18 protein-coding genes are annotated in these 17,639 nt (G+C 60.6%); 16 read left to right on the top strand and 2 right to left on the bottom strand.

All coding sequences use genetic code 11. The features are described 5' to 3' along the window. The first annotated feature begins 40 nt into the window (after window positions 1-40). The 13 genes from ACP7BS_RS11705 (at window position 41) to ACP7BS_RS11765 (ending at window position 11,833) form a co-directional block, all read left to right on the top strand. Window positions 41-349, top strand: coding sequence for an FtsB family cell division protein (locus tag ACP7BS_RS11705; protein ID WP_426238251.1), 309 nt, complete (start codon window positions 41-43; stop codon window positions 347-349). Window positions 350-496: 147 nt separating this feature from the next. Further along, window positions 497-1,543, top strand: a complete 1,047-nt coding sequence (gene pdhA / locus ACP7BS_RS11710; RefSeq protein WP_426230146.1) for a pyruvate dehydrogenase (acetyl-transferring) E1 component subunit alpha — start codon at window positions 497-499, stop codon at window positions 1,541-1,543. A 21-nt stretch (window positions 1,544-1,564) separates the two neighbouring features. Then, entirely contained in the window at window positions 1,565-2,947 is a 1,383-nt protein-coding gene (locus tag ACP7BS_RS11715) for a pyruvate dehydrogenase complex E1 component subunit beta (protein ID WP_426238252.1), read from the top strand. Between the two features lie 14 nt (window positions 2,948-2,961). Then, window positions 2,962-4,311, top strand: a complete 1,350-nt coding sequence (locus ACP7BS_RS11720; protein WP_426238253.1) for a pyruvate dehydrogenase complex dihydrolipoamide acetyltransferase — start codon at window positions 2,962-2,964, stop codon at window positions 4,309-4,311. Between the two features lie 21 nt (window positions 4,312-4,332). Further along, window positions 4,333-4,848 carry a hypothetical protein gene (locus ACP7BS_RS11725; protein WP_426238254.1) on the top strand — a complete coding sequence of 172 codons (516 nt, stop codon included), beginning with the start codon at window positions 4,333-4,335 and terminating at the stop codon, window positions 4,846-4,848. A 4-nt stretch (window positions 4,849-4,852) separates the two neighbouring features. Continuing rightward, complete coding sequence (locus ACP7BS_RS11730) at window positions 4,853-5,494, top strand: SGNH/GDSL hydrolase family protein (protein WP_426230150.1); 642 nt, start codon at window positions 4,853-4,855, stop codon at window positions 5,492-5,494. Then, window positions 5,495-6,076 carry a GNAT family N-acetyltransferase gene (locus ACP7BS_RS11735; protein WP_426238255.1) on the top strand — a complete coding sequence of 194 codons (582 nt, stop codon included), beginning with the start codon at window positions 5,495-5,497 and terminating at the stop codon, window positions 6,074-6,076. Window positions 6,077-6,096: 20 nt separating this feature from the next. After that, complete coding sequence (gene lpdA / locus ACP7BS_RS11740; RefSeq protein ID WP_426238256.1) at window positions 6,097-7,542, top strand: dihydrolipoyl dehydrogenase; 1,446 nt, start codon at window positions 6,097-6,099, stop codon at window positions 7,540-7,542. 95 nt (window positions 7,543-7,637) lie between these two features. Next, on the top strand, window positions 7,638-8,615 hold the full coding sequence (gene lipA / locus ACP7BS_RS11745) for a lipoyl synthase (protein WP_426126144.1): 978 nt from the start codon (window positions 7,638-7,640) through the stop codon (window positions 8,613-8,615). 65 nt (window positions 8,616-8,680) lie between these two features. Next, the gene (locus tag ACP7BS_RS11750; RefSeq protein WP_426238257.1) at window positions 8,681-9,262 is read left to right on the top strand and encodes an AAA family ATPase; all 582 of its coding nucleotides are present in this window, start codon (window positions 8,681-8,683) and stop codon (window positions 9,260-9,262) included. Then, window positions 9,252-9,818 (top strand): AAA family ATPase, encoded by a 567-nt coding sequence (locus ACP7BS_RS11755; protein WP_426238258.1) that lies wholly within the window; start codon window positions 9,252-9,254, stop codon window positions 9,816-9,818. The genes ACP7BS_RS11750 and ACP7BS_RS11755 overlap by 11 nt, the downstream gene beginning before the upstream one ends. A 63-nt stretch (window positions 9,819-9,881) precedes the next feature. Further along, window positions 9,882-11,297 (top strand): pyridoxal phosphate-dependent decarboxylase family protein, encoded by a 1,416-nt coding sequence (locus tag ACP7BS_RS11760; RefSeq protein ID WP_426238259.1) that lies wholly within the window; start codon window positions 9,882-9,884, stop codon window positions 11,295-11,297. Between the two features lie 83 nt (window positions 11,298-11,380). Next, window positions 11,381-11,833: a type II toxin-antitoxin system RatA family toxin gene (locus tag ACP7BS_RS11765; RefSeq protein ID WP_426238260.1), complete on the top strand. Its 453-nt coding sequence runs from the start codon at window positions 11,381-11,383 to the stop codon at window positions 11,831-11,833. A 7-nt stretch (window positions 11,834-11,840) separates the two neighbouring features. Here the strand turns inward: ACP7BS_RS11765 and ACP7BS_RS11770 are convergent, their stop codons facing one another. Both ACP7BS_RS11770 and ACP7BS_RS11775 read right to left on the bottom strand, forming a co-directional pair. Next, a complete protein-coding gene (locus ACP7BS_RS11770; RefSeq protein ID WP_426238261.1) occupies window positions 11,841-12,341 on the bottom strand; it encodes a CinA family protein in 501 nt (166 codons plus the stop codon). Next, window positions 12,338-13,552 (bottom strand): bifunctional 2-C-methyl-D-erythritol 4-phosphate cytidylyltransferase/2-C-methyl-D-erythritol 2,4-cyclodiphosphate synthase, encoded by a 1,215-nt coding sequence (locus ACP7BS_RS11775; RefSeq protein WP_426238262.1) that lies wholly within the window; start codon window positions 13,550-13,552, stop codon window positions 12,338-12,340. The genes ACP7BS_RS11770 and ACP7BS_RS11775 overlap by 4 nt, the downstream gene beginning before the upstream one ends. A gap of 244 nt (window positions 13,553-13,796) precedes the next feature. Here ACP7BS_RS11775 and dusB point away from each other — a divergent pair, with 244 nt between their 5' ends. Genes dusB through ntrC form a run of 3 tightly spaced genes read left to right on the top strand, consistent with a single transcriptional unit; the run spans window position 13,797 to window position 17,427 of the window. Next, the gene (dusB, locus tag ACP7BS_RS11780; RefSeq protein ID WP_426238263.1) at window positions 13,797-14,822 is read left to right on the top strand and encodes a tRNA dihydrouridine synthase DusB; all 1,026 of its coding nucleotides are present in this window, start codon (window positions 13,797-13,799) and stop codon (window positions 14,820-14,822) included. Then, entirely contained in the window at window positions 14,819-15,976 is a 1,158-nt protein-coding gene (locus tag ACP7BS_RS11785; RefSeq protein WP_426230161.1) for a two-component system sensor histidine kinase NtrB, read from the top strand. Before dusB ends, ACP7BS_RS11785 begins: the two co-directional genes overlap by 4 nt. After that, window positions 15,973-17,427 (top strand): nitrogen regulation protein NR(I), encoded by a 1,455-nt coding sequence (gene ntrC / locus ACP7BS_RS11790; protein ID WP_113315674.1) that lies wholly within the window; start codon window positions 15,973-15,975, stop codon window positions 17,425-17,427. The genes ACP7BS_RS11785 and ntrC overlap by 4 nt, the downstream gene beginning before the upstream one ends. Window positions 17,428-17,639: the final 212 nt, after the last annotated feature.

Genomic DNA, 17,639 nt, shown 5'->3' on the forward strand with positions numbered 1-17,639 from the left:
CTGGTAGCGTGTTTAGGTATTGCGTATCAGGGCATGATCTATGTGGACCAAACACCATAAAAAACGGCAGCTCGGGCGGTTTGTGATGCCGCTCATCACTGTCGCGTTTCTTTCCTATTTCGGCTATCATTCCATTCATGGAGATTTTGGGCTGAAGGCGACGGAGACATTCGACCGGCAGCGCCTGGAGCGTCAGGCGCGGCTCGACGAGCTGACTGCCAAGCGTCAGACGCTGGAAAAGGAAGTCGCGCTGCTGAGCGATGGCTCGCTTGAGCGGGACATGCTGGATGAAAAAGCACGGTTCGGCCTGAATATGTCCCGCAGCGACGAAATCGTTATTTTTCACTGAGTTGCCACATTAACCGAAAACCGGTTAATTTGAAATACCATAATCTTATCAATTGGTTGATGAGAATATAAGCCATGCAAATATGGCATTGCTGTGATGGCATTCTTTCCCTATGGTACCACAAAAGCCAACCATAGGGAGGATTGAATGGCACCGCGAAAATCCGCGTCCGTTTCCAGTCGCAAGGCCGCTGTCAAGCCAGCGAAAAAAGACTTCACAAACGGCACGATCGCCGAGTTCGATCGCGATACCGATCTGAAGGCCTACCGCGAAATGCTCCTCATCCGCCGTTTCGAGGAAAAGGCGGGCCAGCTCTATGGCATGGGCTTCATCGGCGGTTTCTGTCATCTCTACATCGGTCAGGAAGCTGTCGTCGTCGGCATGCAGATGGCGCTGAAGGAAGGCGATCAGGTCATCACCGCCTATCGTGACCACGGCCATATGCTGGCCTGCGGCATGAGTGCGCGCGGCGTCATGGCCGAGCTGACCGGCCGCCGCAGCGGGCTTTCCCGCGGCAAGGGTGGCTCGATGCACATGTTCTCCAAGGAAAAGAACTTTTACGGCGGCCACGGCATTGTCGGCGCGCAGGTGTCGCTCGGTACAGGTCTGGCCTTTGCCAACCGCTACCGCGGCAATGACAATGTGTCGCTTGCCTATTTCGGCGACGGCGCTGCCAACCAGGGCCAAGTCTACGAGAGCTTCAACATGGCGGCTCTGTGGAACCTGCCGGTGATCTACATCGTCGAGAACAACCGCTATGCCATGGGCACCTCGGTGTCGCGCGCCTCTGCCGGTCATGATTTCTCGCAGCGCGGCGTGGCACTCGGTATCCCCGGCTACCAGGTTGACGGCATGGACGTCCGTGCGGTCAAGGCTGCGGGAGACGAGGCTGTCGAGCATTGCCGCGCCGGCAAGGGTCCGATGATCCTCGAGATGCAGACCTACCGCTATCGCGGTCACTCGATGTCGGACCCGGCCAAGTACCGTTCGAAGGACGAGGTGCAGAAGATGCGCTCCGAGAACGATCCGATCGAAAAAGTAAGGGTGCGCCTGCTGGAAAACGGCTGGGCGAGCGAAGACGAGCTGAAGGCAATCGACAAGGACGTTCGCGACATCGTCGCCGACAGCGCCGATTTTGCCCAGGCCGATCCGGAGCCGGATGTATCCGAGCTCTACACCGATATTCTGCTTTAAGACCGGGACGAGGAAAACATCATGCCTATTGAAATTCTGATGCCCGCTCTGTCCCCGACGATGGAAGAAGGTACGCTCAGCAAGTGGCTGAAAAACGAGGGTGACAAGGTCACCTCCGGCGACGTGATCGCCGAAATCGAAACAGACAAGGCGACCATGGAAGTGGAAGCCGTTGACGAAGGCGTCATCGGCAAGATCCTGATCGCCGCCGGCACCGAGGGCGTCAAGGTCAACACCGCGATCGCGGTCCTGCTCCAGGACGGCGAGAGCGCCAGCGATGTTGCTGCCCCCAAGGCTGCAGCGCCTGTTGAGGCAGAGCCTGCCAAGACGGAAGCACCGGTCAAGTCGGGAGCCCCGGCAACCGTTCCGGCTCAGCCGAAGGCCGCTGTTCCGTCCGATCCGGATATTCCGGCCGGTACCGAAATGGTCTCGACCACGGTTCGCGAAGCGCTTCGCGATGCGATGGCCGAAGAAATGCGCCGCAGCGAAGACGTCTTCGTCATGGGTGAGGAAGTCGCCGAATACCAGGGCGCCTACAAGATCACCCAAGGCCTGCTGCAGGAATTCGGTCCCCGCCGCGTCGTTGATACGCCGATCACCGAACATGGTTTTGCTGGTATCGGCGTCGGCGCTGCGATGACGGGCCTGCGTCCGATCGTCGAGTTCATGACCTTCAACTTCGCCATGCAGGCAATCGACCAGATCATCAACTCGGCGGCAAAGACCCTCTACATGTCCGGTGGCCAGATGGGCGCTCCGATGGTGTTCCGTGGTCCGTCGGGTGCGGCCGCACGCGTCGGCGCCCAGCACTCGCAGTGCTATGCGGCATGGTACAGCCATATTCCGGGCCTCAAGGTCGTCATGCCCTACACGGCAGCCGACGCCAAGGGCCTGCTCAAGGCTGCGATCCGCGATCCGAACCCGGTGATCTTCCTCGAAAACGAAATCCTCTACGGTCACTCCTTCGACGTGCCGAAGATGGACGATTTCGTCCTGCCGATCGGCAAGGCGCGTATTCACCGCGTCGGCAAGGATGCGACCATCGTTTCGTTCGGCATCGGCATGACCTATGCGGTCAAGGCTGCGGCCGAATTGGAGAAGGAAGGCATCGACGTCGAGATCATCGACTTGCGCACCATCCGTCCGATGGACCTGCCGGCAGTGATCGAATCCGTCAAGAAGACCGGCCGTCTGGTCACCGTCGAGGAAGGCTATCCGCAGTCCTCCGTCGGCACCGAAATTGCCGCCCGCGTCATGCAGCAGGCCTTCGATTATCTCGATGCGCCGATCCTGACGATCGCCGGCAAGGACGTTCCGATGCCGTACGCCGCCAACCTTGAAAAGCTGGCTCTGCCGAATGTCGGCGAAGTCGTCCAGGCGGTAAAGACCGTCTGCTACAAATAAGGGAGGGTGAAGAGATGCCTATCAACATCACCATGCCAGCCCTTTCGCCGACCATGGAAGAGGGCAACCTCGCCAAGTGGCTGGTCAAGGAAGGCGACAAGGTCTCCGCCGGCGACGTTCTGTGCGAGATCGAGACCGACAAGGCGACGATGGAAGTCGAAGCCGTCGATGAAGGCACGGTTGCCAAGCTCGTCGTTGCCGCTGGCACCGAAGGCGTCAAGGTCAATGCCCTGATCGCCATCCTCGCTGCCGACGGTGAAGACGTCGCTGCTGCCGCTTCCGGCGGTGGTGCGGCTCCGGCTGCAAAGGCCGAGGCTGCCAAGACGGAAGTAAAGGCTGAAGCAGCCCCGGCAAAGACAGAGGCCGCACCTGCTGCTGCCGCTGCTCCAGCCCCGGTTGCCGCTCAGGCGTCGGCATCATCCGGTGCACGGACCTTCTCGTCGCCGCTGGCCCGCCGTTTGGCCAAGGACGCAGGCATCGATATCTCGGCTGTTTCCGGCACCGGTCCGCATGGCCGCGTGATCAAGAAGGACGTGGAAACCGCAGTTGCCGGCGGTGGCGCAAAGGCTGTTCCTGCGGCCGCAGCTCCAGCAACCGCCGCTGCTCCGGCTCCGCTTGCCAAGGGCGCGTCGGACGAAGCCGTTCTGAAGAACTTCGCCGAAGGCTCCTACGAGCTCGTGCCGCATGACGGCATGCGCAAGGTGATCGCCAAGCGCCTGCAGGAATCCAAGCAGACCATTCCGCATTTCTACGTCTCCGTCGATTGCGAACTGGATGCCCTTCTTGCTCTTCGTGCCCAGCTCAATGCTGCAAGCCCGGAAAAGGACGGCAAGCCCGCTTACAAGCTTTCGGTCAACGACATGGTCATCAAGGCGCTGGCGCTTGCACTGCGTGACGTTCCGGATGCCAATGTGTCCTGGACCGAAACCAACATGGTCAAGCACAAGCACGCCGATGTCGGCGTTGCCGTGTCGATCCCGGGTGGTTTGATCACGCCGATCGTCCGCAGTGCCGAACTGAAAAGCCTGTCGGCCATCTCCAACGAGATGAAAGATCTCGGCGCCCGCGCCAAGAGCCGCAAGCTGAAGCCCGAGGAATTCCAGGGCGGCACGACTGCGGTGTCGAATATGGGCATGATGGGCGTCAAGAACTTCGCCGCCGTCGTCAATCCTCCGCATGCGACGATCCTTGCGATCGGGGCAGGCGAGGAGCGGGTGATTGTCAAGAAGGGCCAGATGGTCGTTGCCACCGTCATGACCGTGACGCTGTCGACCGACCACCGTGCCGTCGATGGCGCGCTTGGGGCCGAACTGCTCGGCGCCTTCAAGCGCTACATCGAAAGCCCGATGGGCATGCTGGTCTGACCGGGAGAGAGCGTCGCGACAATGTCTTCCAAGGTGGGAAACACGGCTGAAAAGACACTGACGTTGCGGCGCTTCTGCGCCGCAACTGTCGTTGCTCTTTTTCCCTTGTTATCAGTGACTTCGGCGCAAGCTGACGAGCTGAGCGGAGAGGTTGCCCAGCGTATCGGACAGATCACCAGCAAGACGCTTTTGTTTCGCAACGACAGCGACCGGATACCCCAGCTCGAATATCTTCGGCCCGACGGCACCGGTGTCGTCTGGTCGGCGGCTTTGGGCGATAAGGTGGTGCCGGTCGTCTGGACCGCGAGCAACGGCGATGACGGCAAGGGCGCTCTCTGTCTGCTGTTTAAAGGCGCGGATATCGGTACGGCCCAGGACGTCCGGATGTGTGATGGCTTGGACATTGTTGTGTCCGGTATTCGCGACGCCCGTGATGGCGACCCTTATGGTCTCACGGACGTGACGCAAATGAAGGCGGAGCTGCCGCAGGACGTGGACGGTTTGGCGGATATCGACCGGTTATTGGGACGGGAATGACGCGATGAAAACAGTCCTCTGCTACGGTGACAGTCTGACCTGGGGATATGACGCGGAAACGGGCGGCCGGCATGCGTTGGACGACCGCTGGCCAAGTGTCCTGCAGAAAGCGCTCGGCAATGGCGTGCAGGTGATCGCCGAGGGCCTGAATGGCCGCACGACCGCCTATGACGATCATCTCGCCGACTGTGACCGCAATGGCGCGCGCATCCTGCCGACGCTCCTGCAGACCCATGCCCCGATCGATCTGGTTATTTTTCTGCTCGGCACCAACGATATGAAACCCTTGGTGCACGGAACCGCCTTTGGCGCGGTCAAGGGCATCGAGAGGCTGGTCAAGCTCGTCTGGCACCACAGCTGGCCGGACGTGCAGGCCGAGGCCCCGGAAATTCTGATCGTTGCTCCACCGGCAATCTGCGAGACAGCGAATGCAAATTTTGCGGCAATGTTCGCAGGCGCTGTCGAGCAATCGTCGATGATGGCCTCGCTCTATGCCGATCTTGCCGATGAACTCGGCTGCGGCTTCTTCGATGCCGGTTCGGTGGCGCGGACGACGCCGCTCGATGGCGTGCATCTGGATATGGACAATACGCGCGCCATCGGACGCGGCCTTGAGCCGATGGTCCGGATGATGCTCGGGCTCTGAATGACTGTGGCTCTGCATATACGGGCGGCGGAACGGCGGGATGCGGCTGATCTGGCCATACTGGTCGACATCGCCTCGCATGGTTTCGCAACCTGGCTCTGGCACGGCGCGGTGATGCGCGGAAGCAAGGATACCGCCATGGAGCAGGGGCGGTCGCGATTGCGGATGGACGACGAGCCCGGCGCCTGGGAAGATGCAATGCTGGCCGAATGGGACGGGGAGATTGCCGGTGCATCGATCGGTTACGGCCTGGATGAGAATGTTCGCGATATCGTGGCACCCCATCCGGTGATCAAGCCGTTGCTGGACCTGCAGGTTCTGGTAATCGGCAGCCGGTTCATCGACAGCCTGGGTGTCTACCGGCACCATCGCGGCAAGGGTATCGGACGAGCGCTGCTTGCCCATGAGATCGACAAGGCCAAGGGCGGGCAGGTCAGCCTGATCACCGAAAGCCACAATGATACGGCGCTGGCGCTTTATGCGGCCAACGGATTTGCCGAGCAGGCGCGGCTTCCGGCCGTGCCGCTCTTTGAAGATAGCAAAAGGCATGAATGGGTCCTCTTGGCCCGGAACATGACCTAAGGAAGAGGCAGGAAACAAGAATGGCAAATTCCTACGACGTCATCGTCATCGGTTCCGGCCCCGGCGGCTACATCGCGGCCATCCGCGCAGCACAGCTGGGCCTGAAGGTCGCCGTGGTCGAGCGCGAGCATCTGGCCGGCATCTGCTCCAACTGGGGCTGCATTCCGACCAAGGCGCTGCTGCGCTCCGCCGAAGTGCTTCACCTTGCCGAGCATGCCAAGAACTACGGCCTGACGCTCGAAGGCAAGATCTCGCCGGACCTGCAGGCGATCGTCAAGCGTTCGCGCGGCATTGCCGAGCGCATGAACGGCGGCGTCGCCTTCCTGATGAAGAAGAACAAGGTCGATATCATCTGGGGCGAGGCCAAGCTCACCAAGCCGAACGAGATCGTCGTTGCCAAGACCACCAAGGCGATCGTCCAGCCGCAGGGACCGATCCCGAAGAACACGCTGGGCGAGGGCACCTATACCGCCAAGCACATCATCGTTGCTACCGGCGCCCGTCCGCGCGCGCTGCCGGGCATCGAGCCGGATGGCAAGCTGATCTGGACCTATTTCGAGGCGATGAAACCGGAGGAAATGCCGAAATCGCTGCTGGTCATGGGCTCCGGCGCCATCGGCATCGAGTTCGCCTCGTTCTACCGCACCATGGGCGTCGATGTGACCGTGGTTGAACTGATGAGCCAAGTGATGCCGGTCGAGGATGCGGAAATCTCCGCCTTCGCCAAGAAGCAGTTCGACAAGCAGGGCATGAAGATCATCCTCGATGCCAAGGTAACGAAGGTCGAAAAATCAGCCAATTCTGTCACCGCCCATGTCGAGAAGAAGGACGGCTCGGTCGAAAAGATCACGGCCGACCGGATGATTTCGGCCGTCGGCGTCCAGGGCAATATCGAAAACCTCGGTCTCGAGGCGCTCGGCGTCAAGACCGACCGTGGCTGCATCGTCATCGACGGCTACGGCAAGACCAACGTGCCGGGCGTTTACGCGATCGGCGACGTCGCCGGCCCGCCGATGCTCGCCCATAAGGCCGAGCACGAGGCGGTCATCTGCGTCGAAAAAATCGCCGGCCTGCCGAATGTGCATCCGATGGACAAGCTGAAGATCCCGGGCTGCACCTATTGCAACCCGCAGGTCGCCTCGGTTGGTCTGACCGAAGCCAAGGCAAAGGCGGAAGGCCGCGACATCCGTGTCGGACGTTTTCCGTTCGTTGCCAATGGCAAGGCGATCGCGCTTGGCGAAGATCAGGGTTTGGTGAAAACCATCTTCGACAAGAAGACCGGCGAATTGCTCGGCGCGCATCTGGTTGGCGCTGAGGTCACCGAACTGATCCAGGGCTTCGTCGTCGCCATGAACCTTGAGACAACCGAAGAAGACCTGATGCACACGATCTTCCCGCATCCGACGATTTCGGAGACGCTGAAGGAAAGCGTGCTCGATGCCTACGGACGTGCGCTGAACGCTTGATTGTGCTAGGGCTCGCCTCCATCTGAAAAGGCGGGCCATTCTATCCGGCCCTGACGGGCGCGCTGTTGCGCTTGAAGCAAAATTGGAAGCCATTGATGGTCACGATCCTCGACCGCACCACTCTCGATCCCAACGCTCCGCGTATCCGTCATCCGGAAAAGGCCCACAAGCCCGATACCGAGATGCTGCGCAAGCCGGAATGGATACGGGTCCGCGCGCCGACCTCGAAAGGCTATGCCGAAACCAAATCGATCGTAAAGGAGCACAAGCTCGTCACGGTCTGTGAAGAGGCGGGATGCCCGAATATCGGCGAGTGCTGGGACAAGAAGCACGCGACCTTCATGATCATGGGCGAGATCTGCACCCGCGCCTGTGCCTTCTGCAACGTCTCCACCGGCAAGCCGAACGCGCTGGATATGGCCGAGCCGGAAAACGTCGCCAAGGCCGTCAAGCAGATGGGCCTGTCGCATGTGGTCATCACCTCGGTTGACCGGGACGACCTGGCCGACGGCGGCGCCGAGCATTTCGAAAAGGTGATCTGGGCCATTCGCGCCGCGTCGCCGTTGACGACCATCGAAATTCTGACGCCCGACTTCCTGAAGAAGCCCGGTGCGCTGGAGCGCGTCGTTGCCGCCAAGCCTGACGTCTTCAACCATAATATGGAAACCGTGCCGGGCAATTATCTGACGGTGCGTCCCGGTGCACGTTATTTCCACTCGATCCGCCTTTTGCAGCGGGTCAAGGAACTCGATCCGACGATGTTCACCAAATCGGGCATCATGGTCGGCCTTGGCGAAGAGCGCAACGAAGTGTTGCAGCTGATGGACGACCTCAGAACCGCCGATGTCGACTTCCTGACCATCGGCCAGTACCTGCAGCCGACCCGCAAGCACCATCAGGTGATGAGCTTTGTCACGCCGGAAGAGTTCAAGTCCTACGAGACGGTCGCCTATACCAAGGGCTTCCTGATGGTCGCCTCCAGCCCGCTCACCCGCTCGTCGCACCATGCCGGCGACGATTTTGCGCGGCTGAAGGCAAACCGCGAGAAAAAGCTTTTGGCCGTGGCCGGATAATCATCCAGACGTTGCCAATCCGAATTTGAACTCTATGGTGCGCGGCTTCGCTGTTGGGAGCCGTGATGCCGTCTTATATCCCGGAAATCGAGGATGTTTTGCCGATCCTGCAGACGGCGCGCCGCATCCTGGTGGTCGGCTGCTCCGGCGGCGGCAAGAGCACGCTTTCGAGAAAACTCTCTGCAAAACTTAATCTGCCCTACATCTCGATGGACCGGGATTTTTTCTGGTTGCCGGGCTGGGTTAAGCGGCCGAAGGTTGAAGAGCGGGTGCTCATCGCGGCCAGTGTTGCGCAGGATCGCTGGATCATGGACGGCAGCGGCCCATCGACATTTGACCTGCGCTTTCCACGAACGGACCTGGTCATCTGGGTTCGCCTACCGCGCCTGGTTTGCCTCTGGGGGCTTGTCTGTCGCGTTGCATCGAGCTTTGGCCGCGTGCGTCCCGATGTGGCGCCGGGCTGCCCTGAACAATTGCCTGATCGTGAATTTCTCTCCTATATCTGGAATTTCGAACGGCGCATTTCTCCCGTGATCGTCAATATGCTCGACCGGCACGCACCGGACATGCCGGTGCTGACGCTTAAGAGCCGGCGGGACATCGATGCTCTGACCGAACGCGTGCAGGAATTTGCAAATGTCCGATAGGCTTTTGAACGTTGTTCAGGCGGCGGCGGCCCTTCGCACCGCCGATCGTGTTCTCGTGATCGGTTGTTCCGGTAGCGGAAAGAGCACATTGGCGCAGGCGCTTTCCGTGCTGTTTACGCTTCCCTATGTCTCCATGGACCGCGACGTTTTCTGGATGCCGGGATGGACGCAGCGCCCGAGGGGCGAGGCGCTTGAGATCGTCGAGCGGGCGGTGGCCCGGCCGCGGTGGATCATGGACGGCACAAGCCCCGGCACCTTGCCGCTGCGCCTGCCGCGCACCGATCTCGTCATCTGGATGCGGCCGCGCCGTCATGTTTCACTCTATGGAGTCGTCAGCCGCTGGCTGCGATTTCGCGGCAGGACGCGACCGGAAATGGCCAAGAACTGCCCGGAGCGCCTGACGCTCGAGTTCCTGTCATACATCTGGAATTTCGAGAAGACGGAAAGCCCGGAGATCGAGCAGAATCTGGCGGATTACGGTTCTGAAGTGCCTGTGTTCGTTGTCCGGTCGCATGCCGACACGAGAAGCCTGCAGGCACAACTTCGCCGTCCTTGAAGCAGCCGACAGTTCCATCTATTCTTCGACCAGGCGTGGGGCAGAAAATCCTGGGAGACGGGCATGGATGTCGGTGCACTTTTCCTCAAGGCTGCCGCCTATGCGGCGCAATTCCGGCACTCGCCCGGTGACAGGCCACAACGGCCGCTACGGGACTACTCTCAAGCTTTCACCGCATTTTCCGAGGAACTGCCGGAACACGGATCGTCGGCCGGCGATGTGCTCGATACACTGGTTGACAAGGCAGAGCCCGGTTTGCACATGCCGACGGGGCCCCGGTTTTTTGGCTGGGTCATGGGCGGATCTCATCCCGTAGGCGTCGCCGCCGATTTCCTGACATCGGCCTGGGGGCAGAATACCGGCAATCACGTGGTTGCTCCATCGGCCGCTGCCGTCGAAGCGGTGTGCGCACGCTGGCTGCTGGACTTGCTCGACTTGCCGCGAGACAGTTCAGTCGGTTTCGTCACCGGCGCGACGATGGCCAATTTCACCTGTCTTGCGGCCGCGCGCGGTGCGGTGCTGCGCGTAGTCGGCTGGGATGCGGATAGCCAAGGCCTGTTCGGCGCGCCGCAGATCACGGTCGTCATCGGCGATGATGCGCATACCACGATATTTTCAGCCCTGCAGTTTCTGGGGCTCGGCCATGACCGTGTCTTGCGGGTGGCGACAGACGATCAGGGGCGAATGGTACCCGAGGCCTTCGCCGAGGCGTTCAGGTCGATCGATGGCCCATCCATTGCGATCCTGCAGGCCGGGCAGATCAATACCGGGGACTGCGACGCTTTCGCCAAACTCATTCCCATCGCAAAATCGCATGGCGCCTGGGTTCATGTCGATGGCGCGTTCGGGCTATGGGCTCAAGCGTCCCCGGAAAAACGAAACCTGACGGCAGGCGTCGGCTTGGCCGACAGCTGGGCAACCGATGGCCACAAGTGGCTGCAAACGCCGTATGATTGCGGTTATGCGATCGTCCGCGACGAACTGGCGCATCGCCGTGCAATGTCCATCGCCGCAAGCTATCTGCCGCTGGTTGCGCAGGGCGAGCGCGACCCATCGCATTACGTGCCCGAGCTGTCGCGACGGGCGCGGGGATTTCCAACCTGGTCGATGATCAAGCATCTTGGGCGTGACGGCATTGCCGCATTGATCGACCGAAACTGCGAAGCGGCCTTTGTCTTTGGCGGAAGGCTGGCGAAAGAACCCGGCATCGAGATTGTCAACAGCGTCGTTCTCAACCAGGTCATTGTCCGCTTCGGCACCGACATGTCCGCCGATGATGCCGACACCGCGACCAGACGGACGATTGCACGTCTGCAGCAAGACGGCACCGCATTTGCCGCCGGGGCGCTTTGGCGGAAAAGACAGGTGATGCGGCTGTCCTTCAGCAATTACCAGACGGATGCAGCACAAGCCGATATTTCAGCACAAGCCGTCATCAACGCCTATCGTAACGTCACGCAGCAAAATGGCCCTGCCTGACGTAACGTCCGGTTCATGTGGTCAATAAGGTGTGGCGGCATGCCATCTTGTTTTTCCGCACATCATTGAATATCTGAAACGCCATGCCACAATTCGAGACCCGCCGCCCCGTCAAGCATTCACCCGACCAGATGTTCGACCTCATTGCCGATGTTGAAAAATACCCGCAATTCCTGCCGCTTTGCGAGGCCCTGACGGTGCGTTCGCGCAAGGAACGTGACGGCAAGGAACTGCTCGTCGCGGATATGACCGTTGGCTACAAGGCGATCCGCGAGACGTTCACCACGCAGGTTCTGCTGAACAAGGCAGAGCGCATCATCGACGTCAAATATATCGATGGACCGTTCAAGTATCTCGACAATCGCTGGAGTTTCGAAGCGATGGGAGAGGGCGGCTGTTCCGTCAACTTCTTCATCGACTACGAATTCAAGAGCCGTATTCTCGGCGCCCTGATGGGCTCGATGTTCGACCGGGCATTCCGGATGTTTTCCGAAGCCTTCGAGAAACGTGCCGATACGATCTACGCGACGGCGTAGTACAAGCTCAGCTTCCTGCCGTCTCTTCCAGCATATCGAGTGCCGTGCGCACCGTTGCCATCCTGACTGCGTCGCGGCCGATGTCGCCATAGCGCATCTCGCGGTGATGCACCGCGCCGTTCCGGCTGGCTGCCGCCAGATGCACAAGGCCGACCGGCTTTTCGTCCGATCCGCCGCCCGGACCGGCAACGCCGGTCACGGCAACCGCCACATCCGCCTTTGAATGGCCAAGCGCGCCGCGCACCATTTCGATCGCCGTCTGGCGCGATACGGCGCCGTGCGTTTCAAGTGTTGCGGTATGGACGCCGAGCATCTGGATCTTCGCATCGTTGGAATAGGTGACGAAGCCGCGATCGACCACCGATGAGGAGCCCGGAATTTCCGTCAGGATACCGGTAATCAGGCCGCCGGTGCAGGATTCAGCCGTGGCGATCATCAGCCCACGTTTTGAAAATTCCGCGATCAACATGCCTGCTTTGGCTTCGATATCATTCGGCCAGCCACTCATTTGATGCCTCCAGCATAGACAACCGTCGCCGTGGCGATTGCGGCAATGCCTTCGCGGCGGCCGATGAAGCCGATTTTCTCGTTTGTCGTTGCCTTCACCGAGCAGCGGTCCAGCGAGATACCGAGCATATCAGCAAGGTTTTCGCGCATCGCCTGCCGGTGCGGGCCGATCTTCGGTGCCTCGGCAATCAGCGAAACGTCGGCATTCATGATTGTGCCGCCATTGTCCCGAACGATCTTGGCCGCGTGTTCGAGAAAAATGCGCGACGCGGCACCCTTCCACTGTGGATCGGACGGTGGAAAATGATCGCCGATATCGCCGGCACCGCAGGTGGCGAGCAGAGCGTCGGTCAAGGCATGCAGGGCGACGTCGGCATCGGAGTGGCCAAGCAGCGTCTGGTCATGCGGCATGAAGATACCGCAGAGCGTCACGCCGTCGCCGTCGATCAGCTGATGCACGTCATAGCCATTGCCGGTTCGCACGTCCGGAAGCGCGTTCCGGTTCAGTTTTTCATCGGCCATGGTGATATCCCGTTTGATCGTCAGTTTTACATTGTCCACCGACCCCTCGATCAGCGTCACCGGCATTCCGGCCCATTCGGCAATCGAGGCGTCGTCGGTAAAATCCGAGCGGCCGGAGACGGCGGCATTCATGTGCGCTTCCAGGATCGATGCGAAGCGAAAGCACTGGGGCGTCTGGGCGCTGTAAAGGCCCACCCTCGGCACCGTCTCCACAACCTTTCCGTCAGCAGAGCCACGCTTCAACGTATCGGCAACCGCAATGGCGGGCAGGAGGGCGTCGGCACCCTCGGTCAGTGCAGAGACACAGCGCTCGAGCAACGCATGGTCGATGAACGGCCGGACTGCATCATGGATCATCAGATGGGTGACGCCGGACTGTTCCAGCGCCTTCAGTCCCGCCAGCACCGAAAGCTGCCGCGTCGGCCCGCCATGGACGAATGTAATGTTCGAAGTATCGCCGGAAACACGGCTGCACGCCTGAATGAAAAGGGCTTCGTCATCGGGATGGATGACGACCACAATCGTCTTTTCCCGCGGCCATATCGCAAAAACGTTAAGCGTATGGGTCATAACCGGCAGCCCGCCGATGGTGCGGTATTGCTTCGGTCCATCCTGCAGCGAACCGGCGCGTTCACCCCGGCCGGCAGCGACAATGACGACACCACAGGAAAACTGTTCTTTTGCGCGCATCTTCTATATGGGTTCCTGCAAATAGGTCGCTGCCCGGCCCGCTACCAAGTGTACGGGCGGGTCTTTCGCTCCAGTCTTCGTCAAACACCAGGCGCATGCCGGCTCGGCAGGCGGTGCTTCAATTCGTAGTGGTGATTTACCGCGAAGGGGTGGGCTTTACCAGTTGTCCCGAGAATTTTGTCGTAGAGCTCTGAAATCGCTTGGCAAGCCCGCCAAGTATGTCTAAAAATAGTGCAGAATAAAGATGTGCCCGAAAGATAATCATTTGCAGATACCGGATTTGTCATCCCCGTTTCGGGTTGGCCGGCTCTCCTTCAGGAACCGCGTCGTGCTTGCGCCGATGTCAGGCGTGACGGACTTGCCCTTCCGGCAGTTGGCCTGGCGGTTCGGCGCAGGCCTCGTCGTGACCGAAATGGTAGCAAGCCGCGAACTGGTCGGCAATGCATCTGAAAGCTGGTCGCGGCTGAAGAGTTCCGGCATTGATCCGCATATGGTTCAGTTGGCCGGGCGCGAGGCGTACTGGATGGGGGAAGCGGCAAAGATCGCCGCCGACAATGGCGCAGATGTCATCGACATCAATATGGGCTGCCCGGCCAAGAAGGTGACGGGCGGTTATTCCGGCTCCGCACTGATGCGCGATCCGGATCACGCGCTGTCGCTGATCGAGGCGACGGTCAAGGCGGTTGATGTTCCGGTGACGTTGAAGATGCGGCTCGGCTGGGACGAAAACTCCATCAACGCGCCACTGATTGCCAAGCGGGCGCAAGACGCTGGCGTCCAGATGATCACCATTCACGGCCGCACCCGCATGCAGTTCTACAACGGCACCGCCGATTGGGATGCGATCCGCGCCGTGCGCGAGGTGATCTCCGTACCGCTGGTCGCCAATGGCGATGTGGCAACACGCGACGATGCCAACGAGATTCTCAGGCGCTCAGGCGCCGATGCGGTGATGATCGGTCGCTCCAGCCAGGGGCGCCCCTGGCATGCCGGCGTGCTCGCCGGTGGGGTCGAGCATCCGGATGCACGAGGGATCGCGGATATCGTTTCCGAGCACTACGGCATGATGCTGGACTTCTACGGAGCCGATATCGGCCTTCGCCATGCGCGAAAACATCTCGGCTGGTATCTTGGGCGGTTTGCGCCGCAACTCGCAGCGCAGGAGAAGGCGGCAATCATGACCTCCACTGCCGCGGCCACCGCCCTGTCCGGCGCTGTGGCTGCCATTGCGGCCGGGGCTGGCCTCGTCGAACAAAAGGATGCGGCATGACCGAGAAAATGGGCGACGAGGAACGGAGGGCGGTCAATTCGCTGCCGATGGCGGTTCTGAATGCCATCCAGAATCCGGTGATCCTCGTCGATGAAAACGGTCTCGTCGCCTTTGCCAACTGGGAAGCGGAGGCATTCTTTGGCGCCAGCGCCAATCATCTCGCCCGCCACGACATCAGCGCCTTCATTCCGTTCGGCAGCCCGCTTTTGACGCTGATCGAGCAGGTCCGCGAACGGCGTGCGGCTGTCAACGAATACCGGGTCGATCTAAGCTCGCCGCGGCTCGGTGCCGACAAGCTCGTCGATCTCTATGTGGCGCCGGTCCTGTCGGAGCCTGGGTCCGTCGTGATCGTCTTTCAGGAACGTTCGATGGCCGACAAGATTGACCGCCAGCTGACCCACCGGGCGGCGGCCCGCTCGGTCACCGGCCTTGCCTCGATGCTTGCCCACGAGATCAAGAACCCGCTGTCGGGTATCCGTGGTGCAGCCCAGCTGCTGGAAACATCCGTCAATGACGAGGACAGGGCGCTGACGCGGCTGATCTGCGACGAGACCGACCGGATCGTGTCGCTGGTGGATCGCATGGAAGTGTTTTCCGATGAGCGGCCAGTCGATCGCCATCCGGTCAATATCCACTCGGTGCTCGATCATGTAAAAGCCATTGCTAAGGCCGGCTTTGCCCGAAAAATCCGGATCACCGAGAATTACGACCCATCCTTGCCGCCGGTCTATGCCAATCGCGACCAGTTGATCCAGGTCTTCCTCAACCTGATCAAGAACGCGGCGGAAGCGGTTGCCGACAAGCCGGACGGCGAGATCATGCTGACGACGGCCTACAGGCCGGGTATCCGCCTGTCGGTTGCCGGAACGCGGGAAAAGATTTCGCTGCCGCTCGAATTCTGCGTCCACGACAACGGGCCGGGCGTGCCCTCCGATCTGGTGCCGCATCTGTTCGATCCGTTCATCACCACCAAGACCAATGGCTCCGGCCTCGGCCTTGCCCTCGTCGCCAAGATCATTGGTGGCCATGGGGGCATCGTCGAATGCGACAGCCAGTCGAGCCGCACGACATTTCGCGTTCTGATGCCCGCTTCGAAAGGGCCTACGGCCGAAGACAGCGAGCCACTGACCATCATAAAAGGACAATCCCGATGACTGGCGCCACCATCCTCGTCGCTGACGACGACGCTGCCATCCGTACCGTTCTCAACCAGGCGCTCAGCCGCGCCGGTTACGACGTTCGCATCACCTCGAACGCAGCAACGCTGTGGCGGTGGATCTCGGCTGGCGACGGCGATCTCGTCGTGACCGACGTGGTCATGCCGGACGAGAATGCCTTCGATCTTTTGCCGCGGATCAAGAAGGCGCGGCCGGATCTGCCGGTGCTGGTGATGAGCGCCCAGAACACCTTCATGACGGCGATCAAGGCCTCGGAAAAAGGTGCCTACGATTACTTGCCGAAACCTTTTGACCTGACCGAACTGATCGCCATCATCGGCCGGGCGCTGGCCGAGCCCAGGCGCAAGCCGGTGAAGCTGGAAGACGACCCGCAGGATGGTATGCCGCTGGTTGGCCGCTCTGCCGCCATGCAGGAAATCTACCGGGTTCTGGCGCGGCTGATGCAGACCGATCTGACGCTGATGATCACCGGCGAATCCGGCACCGGCAAAGAATTGGTCGCCAAGGCGCTGCACGATTACGGCAAGCGCCGCAACGGCCCCTTCGTCGCCATCAACATGGCGGCCATCCCGCGTGACCTGATCGAATCGGAATTGTTTGGTCACGAGAAGGGCGCCTTTACCGGCGCGCAGAACCGCTCGACCGGCCGGTTCGAACAGGCCGAGGGCGGCACGCTGTTCCTCGACGAAATCGGCGACATGCCGATGGATGCGCAGACGCGTCTGCTGCGCGTGCTGCAGCAGGGCGAATACACCACCGTGGGCGGCCGCACGCCGATCCGCTCGGATGTTCGCATCGTCGCGGCAACCAACAAGGATCTGAAGCAGTCGATCAACCAGGGTCTGTTCCGCGAAGATCTCTATTACCGCCTCAACGTCGTGCCGCTACGCTTGCCGCCGCTACGCGATCGCGCCGAGGATATTCCCGATCTCGTCCGTCATTTCGTCCAGCAGGCCGAAAAGGAAGGGCTCGACGTCAAGCGCTTTGATCAGGAAGCGCTGGAACTGATGAAGGCGCATCCGTGGCCCGGTAACGTCCGCGAGCTCGAAAACGTCGTGCGCCGCCTGACGGCCCTCTATCCGCAGGACGTCATCACCCGTGAAATCATCGAAAGCGAATTGCGCTCCGACATTCCCGACAGTCCGATCGAGAAGGCATCGAGCCGCTCCGGGTCGATGTCGATTTCGCAGGCTGTGGAAGAGAACATGCGGCAGTATTTTGCCGGTTTCGGCGAGGGGTTGCCGCCGGCAGGCCTTTATGACCGCGTGCTGGCCGAAATGGAATATCCGCTCATACTGGCTGCTTTGACGGCAACCCGCGGCAACCAGATCAAGGCAGCCGACCTGCTTGGCCTCAACCGGAACACCTTGCGCAAGAAAATCCGTGAACTTGGTGTATCAGTCTACCGGAGCTCCCGCAGCGCTTGACTCGGCACCCACAACCGTTGCATTTTCGCCACAATATGTTGCTTAGAAAGCACACGGGTGACGGCTGAGTCTTTCCGCTCGTCATCCGCCGGATCTGGCCTCTTTGCCTTTGCAAGCAGTGAGTCGATCGGGTCATGGCGGTCATTTCTTGACCACGGCGCGTAATATGTCCGCTGCTTTCCCATAGAAGGCGAGGCGGGACGGGGATGCTT

The organism is Pararhizobium sp. DWP1-1-3 (genome assembly GCF_049896125.1).
Lineage (GTDB): Bacteria > Pseudomonadota > Alphaproteobacteria > Rhizobiales > Rhizobiaceae > Pararhizobium.